Raw genomic sequence first — 14,026 nt, forward strand, 5'->3', positions numbered from 1 at the left:
GCCCCCTTATTTGTCCTGACAAAAGTTCAGTTCGCTCAGAAAGGTGATAAAGGCTTTTACTTTCGCCGCTAAGTGGCGGCGATGGGGATAAATTACGTGCATATCCAGCTTCGGTTGCGGATAATCGGCCAATACTTCCACCAGTTCGCCGCTTTTTAGTTCTTCTTCAATGAGAAAACGCGGAGAAGTAATAATTCCCAATCCGGATTTTGCCAGGCAGGCCAATGTCATACCGTTATTGCAAATTACCTTGGACTGCATTTTCAATCTTCTGACTTTACCGCCGGGTTCGCTGAACTCCCAGTAAATCTGATTACCTATGGCTTTATACAGCAAGCAGTCGTGATGCTGTAAATCTTCCGGCGTTTGCGGTCTGCCATGTTTTTCCAAATAGTCCGGGGAGGCAACGAAATGAACCGATGAGGTTGCCAGTTTTTTTGCCACCAGGGTGCTGTCTTGCAGGGCGCCGATGCGTAGCGCCAGATCATAACCCTCCGTCATTAAATCCACCCGGCGATCACTAAATTCCATTTCCACATGTAAATTAGGGTGCGCTTTTACGAAATTAGGCAGATTCGGCGCAATAAAGCGCAAGCCGAAATCCATCGGCACGGAAACCGTAAGATGGCCGTGTAGGGTCGTTGAAAGGGCGCTGATGCTGGCATCCGCCTCCGCTAATTCGGTCAGAATAGGTTGGCAGCGTCGGTAATATTCCAGTCCCGCTTCGGTGGGAATTATTTTTCTTGTCGTGCGTTGCAGTAAGCGGGTTTTAAGTTGTTCCTCCAATTGGGCGACCAATTTGCTCGCCATGGCGACGGAAATATTTTCATAAGCCGCCGCCTGAGTAAAGCTCTGGGTTTCTATGACCCGGCAAAATATTGAAATTGCATTTAGTTTATCCACTTATTTCACCTTTCATAAAAAAACTATTGACCAAAGAATAGGGTCTGTCGATAATTCACTAACCCTTGCGGGGGGGAATATAAATTATCAACAGCCTCGGAGTATCGGTTGAGGATAGTTAAGAATACGGAAAATAGATAAATAATTCCTTCCGGTAGCAAAAAAGTCATATAATCAAAAATAATCATATTTCGCTGCGTAGTCATATCAAATATTAAGATTGAACGCAAATATTTTATAAGTACAAAAGAATCAGGTAATAAAAAATGACCAAATCCTTAGTTATTGTGGAATCGCCGGCAAAAGCGAAAACCATTAATAAATATCTGGGTTCCGATTATGTAGTAAAGTCCAGTGTGGGGCATATCCGCGATTTACCCGGCGCCGGCATATCCGCCGGTGAAAAAGCCAAGCCGGTATCCACCAAGGGATTAAGTGCGGAAGAAAAGGAAAAAGTAAAAAAAGAAAAAGAGCGTAATGCCTTGGTAAAACGGATGGGGATCGATCCTTATCATGACTGGAAAGCCAATTATCAAATTTTGCCGGGAAAGGAAAAGGTGGTTTCCGAGCTGAAGTCCTTGGCGAAAAAAGCGGATCATATTTATCTGGCTACCGATTTGGACCGTGAAGGAGAAGCCATTGCCTGGCATTTGCGCGAAGTTATCGGTGGCGATGACAGTCGTTTCAGCCGGGTGGTATTTAATGAAATCACTAAAAATGCGATTAAGCAGGCCTTTGAGAAGCCGGAACAGCTGAATTTGGATCGGGTTAATGCGCAGCAAACCCGAAGATTTCTGGATCGCGTGGTTGGTTTTATGGTTTCTCCCCTGTTGTGGAAAAAAGTAGCGCGCGGTTTATCTGCCGGACGGGTACAATCCGTTGCGGTGAAGCTACTGGTGGAGCGCGAACATGAAATTAAAGCTTTCCAACCGCAGGAATACTGGGAAGTGGCGGTGGTCGCCGATGCGAATAAGCAATCGGTACAGTTGGATATCAGCGAATATCAGGGGAAAAAATTCGAGCCTAAAACCGCACAACAAGCACAAACTGCGGTGGATTTTTTGGAGAAGGCCGATTATATGGTATCGGAGCTGGAAACCCGTCCTACGGGTTCGAAGCCGAGAGCGCCCTTTATCACCTCGACCTTACAGCAAACGGCGAGTACCCGTTTAGGATTCAGCGTGAAAAAAACCATGATGCTGGCGCAGCGTTTGTATGAAGCGGGCTATATTACTTATATGCGTACCGATTCTACCAATTTGAGCCAAGACGCTTTATCTATGGCGCGCCGCTATATCGGCGAACATTACGGGGAAAATTACTTGCCGCCGAAGCCGAATTTTTATTCCAGTAAGGAAAACGCCCAGGAAGCGCACGAAGCCATTCGCCCGTCCGATGTTTATATCGGCGCGGAAAGTTTAAGCGCTATGGAAAAAGACGCCGTACGTTTGTACGATCTAATCTGGCGTCAGTTCGTCGCCTGTCAGATGCCGGCGGCGCAATATGACAGTACCACCTTAACGGTTAGCGCAGGCGATTATCGCCTCAAAGCCAAAGGACGTATTCTACGCTTCGACGGTTGGACGAAAGTGCTGCCGCAAATGGGTAAATCGGCGGAAGATCAGGAATTACCGGCGCTGCGTGTGGGAGAGATGTTGAAATTAAAAGATATACGTCCGCTTCAGCATTTCACCAAGCCGCCGGCACGTTTTACCGAGGCAGCCTTGGTTAAAGAACTGGAAAAACGCGGTATCGGTCGCCCTTCAACCTATGCGGCGATTATTTCCACCATTCAGGAACGAGGTTACGCTAAAATTGAAAACCGCCGTTTTTATGCGGAAAAAATGGGGGAAATCGTTACCGATCGTCTGAATCAGTCCTTTGCTAATTTAATGAATTATGATTTTACCGCCGGAATGGAAGATCGTTTGGATCAGATTGCCAGCGGCAATAAGAACTGGAAGAGCGAATTAAATCAGTTTTTTAAGGACTTCTCCGCCCAGCTGGGACGTGCCGAATTAGATGAAATCGAAGGCGGTATGAAGCCGAACAGTTTGGTTCTGACCGATATAGACTGCCCGACTTGCGCTAGAAAAATGGCGATTCGAACCGCCAGTACCGGGGTCTTCCTCGGTTGTTCCGGTTATGCGCTGGCACCGAAAGAGCGCTGTAAAACCACGATAAATTTAATTCCCGAAGCGGAATTGCTGAATGTATTGGACAGCGAATCGGAAACTAAGGCGTTAATGGAGCGTAAACGCTGTCCGATTTGCGGTACCGCCATGGACAGCTATGTGATAGATGCTCAGCGTAAACTGCATATTTGCGGTAATAACCCGAATTGCGACGGCTATTTGGTGGAGCAGGGCAGCTTTAAAATTAAAGGTTACGAAGGGCCCGTTGTCGAATGTGATAAATGCGGTGCGGATATGCACTTAAAATCGGGGCGTTTCGGTAAATATATGGCCTGTACCCAATGCGACAATACACGCAAGATTCTGAAAAACGGTGAAGTTGCGCCGCCGAAAGAAGAACCGACCCATTTCCCTGAATTGAAATGTGAAAAATCCGATGCTTATTTTGTTCTGCGCGACGGTGCTAGCGGCGTGTTTATGTCCGCCCATAATTTCCCTAAATCCCGTGAGACCCGGGCGCCTAAAGTGGCGGAGTTGGCCCGTTTCCGCGAGCGATTACCGGAAAAACTGAAATATCTGGCCGATGCGCCGCAACAGGATCCTGAGGGTAACGAGGCGATTGTACGTTTCAGCCGCAAGGAAAAACGCCAATATGTTACCTCAGAGAAAAACGGTAAGGCGACCAAATGGATTGTGGATTTTAACGACGGAAAGTGGCAGGAAAGAAGCAAAAAATAATTTTCCGCCCTTTTAGCGCCGATTAAGTTTAAATGCGAACCTTGCCTATTTTTGGCGGTTCGCATTTTTTTATTGCCGCGGGAAAATATTTTGTGATCTCCGTTTGATTTTGAAAGATTAACGGTTGCGAAAAGCGGGAATTTCTTAGATATTAACCTGTATCGGGCAATAAGGCGGAAAGTCTTATTAAAAGTTGTTATGTCGTCTTGTAAAGACTAAAGCCACATAGGGGTAACATATATGGAAGTCGGTGTTGTAAAATGGTTTAACAATGCGAAAGGGTTCGGTTTTATAAATGCCGAAGGCAGTGATGCGGATATTTTTGCGCATTACTCTGTGATTGAAATGGACGGCTACCGTTCGCTGAAAGCCGGCCAGAAAGTTAATTTTGAAGCGGTTCACGGCGATAAAGGTTCGCACGCAACGAAAATTATCCCTATTATCGAGTAATTTCCGCACCTTATTTTCCCAGTTTTTCATGTCATCTTATATAAGCAAAGGCAGGAGCAATCCTGCCTTTTTTGCTTTTTTATTCTATTTTACTTTTTTATTCTATTCGCTATGTCGGTAGGTAAATTCCGACTTCAGGTTAGCATGCTCTTTATATTTCGTTTTGGTTGTATGCTTCGAGCTAAAAGAGCGGTGGTTTTTGGGCGGATTTTTTAATGAGCCAATAAATGCACAATAAAAATAAACAAGTTCGCAATATTTTGTATTTTTATTAAGTAACTGAAGAAAGAAGATTATCCGCAGCGGTATAAATTGCCGGGAGAAATATTATAAGGAATGCTAGAAATACTAAGGGGCGCATAAAGAGCGCCCCTTAAAATTAGATTATTATAGGCTTATTGTTGTGAAGGTTTCGGCGAATAATAGCCTGCCATTGAGCTGTATATGGCATTTTCGGACTGAATCAGGCTATATTTGGCGTTCAGTATGGAAATTTGTGAGGCTTTCTCCGTATTCGCCGCATTCAGCCATTCACGCAATTCGGAAACGCCGGCATTATAGCGGTTGCGATAATACTGGGTGATACGCTTGTCGTATTCATATTTTTGTTGCAGATTGGCAAAGTTTTGTTTTACCTGAGTATAGCTGAAGTAATTGGTATCAATATCATTCAATGCGCTGGTAATACTTTGCTCGAAGTTTAATTTCGCCGTTTCATAGGCGGCTTCGGAAATTTTTACGTTCCATTTAACATGATTCCAGTCCAGAAACGGTAAGGAAATTCCCAGGGTTCCGCTGGCCAGAGGCACATTAAAGGCGTTATTCACCTTAGTACCTTCGGAAGATAAACCGGCGCCCAGGCTAATTGTCGGGAACCAGCTTTTCTGCATTGCTTTAGCGTCTTTAAAGGCGCTGTTAAGACGATATTGATAGCCCTTAACATCCGGACGGTTAGCAATGGTGGAGAAAGGCACATTTAGATTCACTTCCGTGTTTTTCACATTCAGAATATGCGGATAGTTAATATTCAGAGCTTCGTTCGGTTTTAGGTTAAGCAGATTGCGTAGGGTTTGTTCCGCCGTTTTCCGCTCGGTTTGATAGCTAATCAGCGTATTCCGGGCGGAGAGTACGGATTGTTGAGCCTGATCGGTACTGGCCCGATCGGCAATTCCCTGGCTAAGGCGGTTCTGCATAATATTGTTGATCTGGCTATAGTAATTCACGCTGTCTTGAGCGGCAGTAATCGCATCGTTCAAATAGGCGATCTGATAATAGGTGGTAACCACGGAATTAATTAAAGACAGACGGGTCGATTCCATATCCTGTTGGGTGGCCGCATAGGTCCATTCGCCGGCGGAAGCCGCATCGGCAAGACGACGCCATAAATCCAGGGTATAGCTTACGCTGAGCGAACCGCCGTGAGAAATGCTGGAATTGCCGCCTTCTCTAATGTTTTTAGTTGCGGAAGAAGAAGTGGATCCGCTGAAAGAAGGGACTAAATCGGCGCCCAATAAATTTGCTTTATAGAGTGCGGAGTTTACCGAAATGGCGGCTTTGGCTAAATCCTTGTTGTTTAGCAATGCCTGTTCCACGACTTTATTCAATTGCGAATCCTGATACAGCGTCCACCAATCCTCTTTAATATTGTATTGTGCGGTGATTTCTTCATATTGCTTGAAATCCTGCTGAGCAGTGCGATAGGAATCGTTAATATTGGCACAGCCGACCAATGCGGTGGAAAGAATGACGCTAAGCGCTAATTTATTAAATTTAAACATTATTTTTCCTTTTAACTATGAAAACCCGCCGATAAAATGCAAGAGCTGCAAATGCCAAGTGCGGTCGTTTCGAACGTACTTTTGTTGTATTGCGCAGTATAACAATTTTATCAAAACGGATAAATTTAAATTAGGTTTCCCCAATAAACTTTACTCTCTGGCCAATGCCGTAATCGGATTTAGAGCGGCGGCGTTTTTCGCCGGCATATAACCGAAAATCACCCCGATAAGGGTAGAGCAGAGTACGGCGGCGACAATGGAAAATGTTGAAAAAACCATGGTAAAGTCGGTTATCAACAGATTGAATATCGTCCCTAAAACCACTGAAAGTAAAATACCGGTAACACCGCCGATCAGACAGATTAAAACCGCTTCAATCAGAAACTGTTGCAAAATATTGGACTGTCTGGCGCCGATGGCCATACGGATGCCGATTTCCTTGGTTCGTTCGGTAACGGATACCAGCATTATATTCATTACGCCGATGCCGCCAACCACAAGGGATATCAGAGCAATGGAAGAAATCAATAATTTCATGGTATTGGTGGTACTCTCGATGGTTTGTTTAATGGTATCCGTATTCATTACGAAAAAATCTTTTTTCCCGTGGCGAATGCGGAGCAAATTGGTCAGATCCTTTTCCGCTACGCCGGAGTTGACCGAATCCGCAATTTTAACCGTAATCGAATCGATTTTCTGTTCGCCGGAAATTTTATTCATGGCCGTGGTATAGGGAATATAAATGTTCAGGCTGGTGCTGCTCATTCCCATATTGCTTTGCATTTTCGCCACGCCGATAACCCGCAGGGGCTTTTTATTCATCATCAGAACTTTGCCCAGGGCGTCTTGGTTTTTAAACACCTGCGCCAGAGTGTTTTCATCAATAACAGCTACCTGTTCGCTATGTTTAACCTCTTGGAGATTAAACAATCTCCCCTGGAGCAAAATCATACCTTTCACATTAAAATATTGTTCTCCGACGCCTTTCACCGCGGCGGTAAAACTTTGATTGGCATAGGTTAGCGTACCGCTGACCGAACTGTTCGGGGTTGAGCTTTCGATATAGCTTTGCCGCCCTAAAATATCCGCATCTTTGACGGTTAAATTGCGGTTTTTTTCCGCCCGCCGATCGCCGAATCCGGTACCGTTATAAATATCCATGGTATTGGTACCCATGGCATTAATATTGGACAGAATTTTCTGTTGCGAACCGTTTCCCAAGGCCACCACGGAAATCACCGAGGTAATACCGATAATAATCCCAAGCATGGTTAGCAGAGAGCGTAACTTATGCGCCACAATGGCATTAACGGACATTTTAAAGGATTCGATAAACTGATCCCGATAAAAGCTGAAAGGGCTTTTATTTACCTGCGGATTTTCCCTTTTGGAGGAAATGGCATGGGATTTGCGCTGATCCTCGATAATTTTTCCGTCCCGGATTTCAATAATCCGATTGGCGAAGGCGGCAATATTTTTATCATGGGTAACCAAAATAACCGTATGACCCTCCCGGTGCAGTTGACGGATAATATTCATTACGGTTTCGCCGCTTTTACTGTCCAGGGCGCCGGTCGGTTCGTCCGCCAGAATAATATCACCGCCGTTCATTAAGGCGCGGGCGATACTAACCCGCTGCTGCTGACCGCCGGAAAGTTGACTGGGTTTATTCTGCAAACGATCGCCCAGCCCTAATTTTTCCAACAGGGCGGCGGCACGCTGCAGACGGGATTTCTGATCCAGCCCGGCGTAAATCGCCGGCAGAGCCACATTTTCCAAGGCGCTGAGGGTCGAAAGCAAATTATAGCGCTGGAAGATAAAACCGAATTTTTTCTGACGTAAATCTGACAGTTCATCATTGTTTAAACCGCTGACTTCGGTCGTACCGATTTTATAGGTGCCGAGGCTCGGCGTATCCAGGCAGCCGATAATATTCATCAGCGTGGATTTGCCCGAACCGGACTGACCGATAATCGCAATAAAATCGCCTTTCTCGATTTCAAGGTTGATATCTTTCAATACCTGGGTGCGGTTCTCCCCCTGACCGAAATATTTGCTGAGATTTTTAATTTCAATAATATTCATGGTTTCGCCCGCACTTTAGAAAATTCTCGGGCCGCGCCCCGGCATACTCAGTTTTTCCCCTTCGGCAAGCTGAGAGGAAATAACTTTTTCCCCTTCTTGCAGCCCGGATAGAATCTGAGTATTAATATCATCATTCAGACCTATGCCGACTTCCCGCTGTTCGACCTTATCGCCGTTCAGCACCTGCACAAAGGTTTTCCCCCCTTGCTTTTTCAGGGTCAGGGTAGGTACCAGCAGGGCATCTTTTACCTCTGCGATAATAATGTTGTTCTGGGTTGTCATGCCGATATGCAGTTTTTGCTCCGGATTATCCACCACTACATTGGCATAGTAATAAACCGCATTGGTATCGGTAACGCTTTCTTCATATTCGTTGTCGGTCAATGTGGTCATTGCCGGATCCACCGAGGTTATCTGCGCTTTATATTGGTTGTCCGGATCGGCGAGCGTCGTAAATTCCACTGCCATACCGGGTTTTACCTTGGTAATATCCCCTTCGGAGATTTCCGCTTTAATCAGCATTTTGTTTAAATCTGCCACCTGAACAATGGTCGGTGTGGTTTGATTGGCGTTTACCGTTTGTCCCACCGATACCGGAATGGAAATAATGGTTCCCTGAATTGGCGACACAATTTTGGTATAGCCCAAATTGGTTTTGGCGGTATTTACTTCAATTTCCGCCTGCTTAATTAATGCTTCCACTTCCAGCACCGCGGATTTTGCCGAGGCAAGGCTGTTTTTGGCGTTATTTAAATCGTCCAGTGAGGCGGATTTTTGCGCATACAGCTTAACTGTACGTTGATAAGAGGAAAGCGCCACTTCCTGCGCCACTTGTTTTGAGGTGAGTTGGGCCTGATAAGATGCCAATTTGGCCTGTGCCGTATTTAGCGTATTGAGCTGGGTTTGAGAATCGATTTCCGCAATTAATTCTCCCTGTTTAACCTGCTGACCCAGAATAACGTGAATTTTTTCAATTTTACCGGAAACCTGGGCGCCGACTTCAACACGGTTAAAGCTGCGTACCGTACCTGTGGCGATTACGGATTTCTGTAGATTGCCACGCATAACGGTTTCCGTCAGATAAGTGGTTGTCGTACCGCCGTTGCGGTTAAAAAAATAGAAAAAAGCGCCGATAGTAAATATCAGGATCAAAAGAATAACGATAACTTTCTTTTTCATCATATATAGTATTGCCGAATGTATTAATACCCGAAGGTGCTGAACAAAGGGTTAATATTATACGCAGTAACTTAAGAAATCCTTAATTAAGAGCGGTTCGACGCTAATGAATGAACATTCATTCATATTTGTAGCTGTGGCATTATATGTGATTCAGAAAAATAAGGAATCTTTTTTTACAATTTTTTCGTTTATTTCGCCTCGGTGCCTTATTTTTAGCTTAGTTCCCCTGTTGGGCGGGAGGATAACATAGGCCTTCTTCCGCCCGAACAGGGGGATAGGGCGTAATTTTCCCGCGACCGCCCGCACTTTGTGTTATGGCCGTAAACAGTGTAGAATGGACGGATTTTCTAGACGAGAATTCATCTGAATCTGAGGTTATTAATGGATAGCAACGAAATTGTTGAAAATACAGCTCATCACCCGACAAATTTTATCCGTCATATTATTGACGAAGATTTACAAAGCGGCAGACTTAACCGAGTGCATACCCGTTTTCCGCCGGAACCTAACGGTTATTTGCATATCGGTCATGCTAAATCCATCTGCTTGAATTTCGGGATTGCCAAAGACTATAAGGGATTATGTAATCTGCGCTTTGACGACACCAATCCGGTGAAAGAAGATACGGAATACGTGGATTCCATTAAACAGGACGTGCAATGGTTGGGTTTCCAATGGGAAGGGGAGGTGCGTTATGCCTCGGACTATTTCGATCAGCTTTATGCTTATGCCATTGAACTGATTAAAAAGGGGCTGGCTTATGTGGACGAGCTTTCGCCGGAGCAAATGCGCGAATATCGCGGCACCCTGACCGAAGCGGGTAAAAACAGTCCGTACCGGGATCGCAGCGTAGAAGAAAATCTGGCCTTATTTGAAAAAATGAAAAACGGCGAATTTGCCGAGGGTAGCGCCAGCCTGCGCGCTAAAATCGATATGGCATCTCCTTTTATGGTGATGCGTGATCCCGTTTTGTATCGGATTAAATTCGCCAGCCATCATCAGACCGGCGATAAATGGTGTATTTATCCGATGTATGATTTCACTCATTGTATTTCCGACGCCATCGAACGTATTACCCATTCGCTGTGTACTTTGGAATTTCAGGATAACCGCCGCCTGTATGACTGGGTATTGGAACATATTTCCATTGAGCGACCTTTACCGCATCAGTACGAGTTCTCCCGTCTGAACCTGGAATATACCCTGACTTCCAAACGCAAATTATTAAAACTGGTGCAGGAAGGGGTGGTTGACGGTTGGAATGATCCGCGTATGCCGACGATTTCCGGGTTGCGCCGTCGCGGCTATACGCCGGCGGCCATTCGTGAATTTTGCCGCCGTATCGGGGTAACCAAGCAGGATAACGTAGTGGAATATAGTGCGCTGGAGTCCTGTATTCGCGACGACTTAAACCAGAATGCACCGCGCGCTATGGCTGTGTTGGATCCGCTGCGAATTGTGATTGAAAATTTTGAGGGCGTGGAAATTCTGACCGTTCCTAATCACCCGAACCGTCCTGAAATGGGGCAGCGCGAGTTGCCTCTCACCCGCGAACTTTATATTGATCGGGCGGATTTTCGCGAAGAAGCGAACAAACAGTACAAACGCCTGGTTCTGGGCAAAGAAGTTCGCCTGCGCAACGCTTACATCATTAAAGCGGAACGGGTGGAAAAAGATGCTCAGGGTAATATCAGCACGGTTTACTGCAGTTATGATCCAACCACCTTGGGTAAGAATCCGAATGACGGACGTAAAGTAAAAGGGGTGATTCATTGGGTATCGGCCAGCGATAATCTGCCTGCCGAATTCCGTTTGTATTCCCGCTTATTTAATGTTGCGAATCCGAGTGCGGAAGAGGATATCCTGGCTGCTATTAATTCGGATTCTCTGATTATTAAGCAGGGCTTCGTGGAAAAAAATCTGGCCGGCGCCGAAGCGGAACAAGCTTATCAGTTCGAGCGTGAAGGCTATTATTGCGCCGACAGTAAAGACAGTCGCGCCGATGGCTTGGTTTTTAATCTTACCGTCGGATTAAAAGAAGGGTTCTAAGCTTTATTCCCTTCTTTATAAGGCCCCGTTATTTTGCCGTTATTGTGCAGAGCGGTACGGGGCTACGGCATTATCACAAAAGTGCGGTTATTTTTGATAAAGTTTTTTATCTTTAATCGCACTTATTTTATTTCCGAGCAAATAATGCAGCTTGAGCCCGAATTCTGGAAAAATAAATCCCTCACCGAAATGAACGACGCCGAATGGGAAGCCCTTTGCGACGGTTGCGGCAAATGCTGCTACCAAAAGTTTGTAGAAGGGCGCGGTAAGCGACAAAAACTGTATTTTACCCGTATCGCCTGTAACCTGCTGGATCTGAACAGCGGGAAATGTTCGGATTACCAAAATCGTTTTAAACGGGTTGAAGACTGCACCAAGCTGACCAAAAAAAACCTGCCTGATTTCCATTGGCTGCCGGCGACCTGCGCCTACCGTCTGTTATACGAAAATAAACCGTTGTTTGACTGGCACCCCCTTATTTCTGGTGATGAAGCTTCAGTTGCCCGTGCCGGTATAATGATTGCGGGGGGCGTACATGAAAAAGATGTGATCGATTGGTTTGAATTTGTAATTGATGAAGAGCAAAATAGCTGAATAGCGGACTTTGGTGCTTAAATTTTAATTATCAATAGGTCGGAAAATCAGTATAATGCCCGGGCAGTTCTAACTATCCGGAGAGATAAACGAGTATGTATTCATTAATACGCAAAGGGATATTTTCCCTCGATCCCGAAAATGCCCACGATTTAACCATTAAATTGCTTCACTTGGCCGCACGGCCTCCCTTCAATAACATACTGAAAGCTTTGTTAGCCTGTCCGCAGGGAATGGAAAAAACCGTAATGGGGATTAAATTTAAAAACCCGATCGGACTGGCTGCCGGCGCCGATAAAAACGCTGAAGCCATTGAGGGGTTCGCCGCTATGGGATTCGGTTTTATTGAGGTGGGAACGGTAACCCCGAAAGCCCAAGAAGGGAATCCCAAACCCCGCCAGTTCCGTCTGATTGAGGCGGAAGGCATTATAAACCGTAACGGCTTTAATAATCGCGGTATTGATTATTTGCTGGAAAACGTTAAGAAAGCCAGATTTGACGGGGTGATCGGCATTAATATCGGTAAGAATAAAACCACGCCGCTGGAATACGGTAAGGACGATTACATTTTTTGCCTGAACAAGGCCTATAATTATGCGGGCTATATCACCCTTAATATTTCTTCACCGAATACGCCGGGATTACGCCAGTTGCAATATGGCGATGCGCTGGAGGATTTACTTAAGTCGGTAAAGGCGCGCCAGCAAATTCTGGCCCGGCAATATAATAAATATGTACCTCTGGCGGTAAAAATCGCACCGGATCTCAGTCGAGAGGAATTGGTTATCGTAGCGGATACGTTACGACGTAACTCAATCGACGGAGTGATCGCCACCAATACTACTATTGCGCGGGATAATGTGGCGGGTTTAAAAAATGCGGAGCAGAGCGGTGGGTTAAGCGGCAAACCGCTCCAGCAGAAAAGTACCGAGATTATTCGTTGTTTGCAGGAAGAATTGAAGGGTGAGATTCCCATTATCGGTAGCGGCGGTATTGACGGCGTACAGAATGCGCGGGAAAAAATAGCTGCCGGCGCCCAGTTACTGCAATTGTATTCCGGTCTTATTTATCATGGCCCGGCATTGGTTAAACAACTTGTGGGCAGTATAAAATAAGTCTTGAGCGGTGTGGCAAATATATTGAAAAAATCCGCTCTTCTCACCTTAAGTAATAACGGATTGTGAAAAAAACCTTAGAAAAACAACCGCTCTTTGGGGCGAACCGATGAATAAAATTTATGACTTGCATTGCCACAGCAATGCTTCCGACGGCCTATTATCGCCGACGGAATTGGTGCTGCGTGCTGCGGAGAAAGGGGTGCATGTGCTGGCCTTAACGGACCATGACAGCATTGCCGGTTTGGCCGAAGCAAGGCGTCAGGCGCAGGAATCTTCGATTAAACTAATTAACGGGGTGGAAATTTCCACCCAATGGGAAAACCGAGCTATTCATATTGTCGGTCTTGGCTTCGATGAAAATAGCGAGCCGATGTTGCAGTTGCTGGAACAACAAGGGCAAGTGCGACTAAAACGGGCGCAGGAAATCGGAGAAAAACTGGCAAAGGCAGGGATTCCCGATGCCTTTGAGGGTGCCAAAAAGTTAGCCGGCGGCGAGGTAACTCGGGCTCATTATGCCCGCTATCTGGTGCAGATAGGCAAGGTCGCCAACGAAGGGCAGGCCTTTAAGCGTTATCTTGCACAGGGAAAATCCTGCTATGTTAAAGCCGAATGGTGTGATATTCCTAGCGCTATCGAAGTGATCGCCCAAAGCGGGGGATTGAGTATTCTTGCCCATCCGCTGCGTTATACCATGACTAACCGCCAGCTGAAGCGTCTGTTGGCGGATTTTAAACGCTGGGGCGGTACCGCTATGGAAGTATCCGGCTGCGGGCAAACGGCGGAACAGCGTTTATTATTGGCCCGTTGGGCACAGGACTTCAATTTGCTCGCCTCCGCAGGATCGGATTTTCATTTCCCCTGTGCCTGGATTGAATTGGGAAAATCCCTAACCTTGCCCGAGGGCGTCATACCTGTGTGGCACAGGGCGGAATTGGGCGGTGAAGCGCTGCAATGAATATTACCATCAGCTACATAAACCGATTTTTTTGTTACA

At 45.9% G+C, this 14,026-nt stretch carries 10 protein-coding genes; 6 read left to right on the forward strand and 4 right to left on the reverse strand.

Annotated features, from left to right (window positions below; genetic code table 11):
- Positions 1-6 precede the first annotated feature (6 nt).
- Entirely contained in the window at positions 7-903 is an 897-nt protein-coding gene (locus tag EDC45_RS03845; RefSeq protein WP_133543631.1) for a LysR family transcriptional regulator, read from the reverse strand.
- A 266-nt stretch (positions 904-1,169) separates the two neighbouring features.
- Here EDC45_RS03845 and topA point away from each other — a divergent pair, with 266 nt between their 5' ends.
- Both topA and cspD read left to right on the forward strand, forming a co-directional pair.
- Entirely contained in the window at positions 1,170-3,776 is a 2,607-nt protein-coding gene (gene topA / locus EDC45_RS03850; RefSeq protein WP_133543633.1) for a type I DNA topoisomerase, read from the forward strand.
- Positions 3,777-4,016: 240 nt separating this feature from the next.
- A complete protein-coding gene (gene cspD, locus EDC45_RS03855; protein ID WP_133543635.1) occupies positions 4,017-4,226 on the forward strand; it encodes a cold shock domain-containing protein CspD in 210 nt (69 codons plus the stop codon).
- A gap of 395 nt (positions 4,227-4,621) precedes the next feature.
- Here cspD and tdeA read toward each other — a convergent pair whose 3' ends face one another.
- From tdeA to EDC45_RS03870, 3 genes are all read right to left on the reverse strand, one after another.
- Entirely contained in the window at positions 4,622-6,004 is a 1,383-nt protein-coding gene (gene tdeA, locus EDC45_RS03860; protein WP_133543637.1) for a toxin/drug exporter TdeA, read from the reverse strand.
- A 150-nt stretch (positions 6,005-6,154) separates the two neighbouring features.
- Positions 6,155-8,089, reverse strand: a complete 1,935-nt coding sequence (locus tag EDC45_RS03865; protein ID WP_133543639.1) for a MacB family efflux pump subunit — start codon at positions 8,087-8,089, stop codon at positions 6,155-6,157.
- A gap of 15 nt (positions 8,090-8,104) precedes the next feature.
- Positions 8,105-9,268 carry an efflux RND transporter periplasmic adaptor subunit gene (locus EDC45_RS03870; RefSeq protein WP_133543924.1) on the reverse strand — a complete coding sequence of 388 codons (1,164 nt, stop codon included), beginning with the start codon at positions 9,266-9,268 and terminating at the stop codon, positions 8,105-8,107.
- A 384-nt stretch (positions 9,269-9,652) separates the two neighbouring features.
- Between EDC45_RS03870 and glnS the strand changes: the two genes are divergently transcribed.
- The 4 genes from glnS to rnm all read left to right on the forward strand — a co-directional run bounded on the left by glnS (position 9,653) and on the right by rnm (position 13,987).
- Positions 9,653-11,320, forward strand: coding sequence for a glutamine--tRNA ligase (glnS, locus tag EDC45_RS03875; protein WP_133543641.1), 1,668 nt, complete (start codon positions 9,653-9,655; stop codon positions 11,318-11,320).
- Between the two features lie 144 nt (positions 11,321-11,464).
- Positions 11,465-11,914 carry a YcgN family cysteine cluster protein gene (locus EDC45_RS03880; protein ID WP_133543643.1) on the forward strand — a complete coding sequence of 150 codons (450 nt, stop codon included), beginning with the start codon at positions 11,465-11,467 and terminating at the stop codon, positions 11,912-11,914.
- Between the two features lie 95 nt (positions 11,915-12,009).
- Positions 12,010-13,029, forward strand: coding sequence for a quinone-dependent dihydroorotate dehydrogenase (pyrD, locus tag EDC45_RS03885; RefSeq protein ID WP_133543645.1), 1,020 nt, complete (start codon positions 12,010-12,012; stop codon positions 13,027-13,029).
- A gap of 109 nt (positions 13,030-13,138) precedes the next feature.
- A complete protein-coding gene (rnm, locus tag EDC45_RS03890; RefSeq protein ID WP_133543647.1) occupies positions 13,139-13,987 on the forward strand; it encodes an RNase RNM in 849 nt (282 codons plus the stop codon).
- The last annotated feature ends 39 nt before the right edge of the window (positions 13,988-14,026 follow it).

This window comes from Mesocricetibacter intestinalis, from assembly GCF_004363295.1.
GTDB classification, from domain to species: Bacteria; Pseudomonadota; Gammaproteobacteria; order Enterobacterales; family Pasteurellaceae; genus Mesocricetibacter; species Mesocricetibacter intestinalis.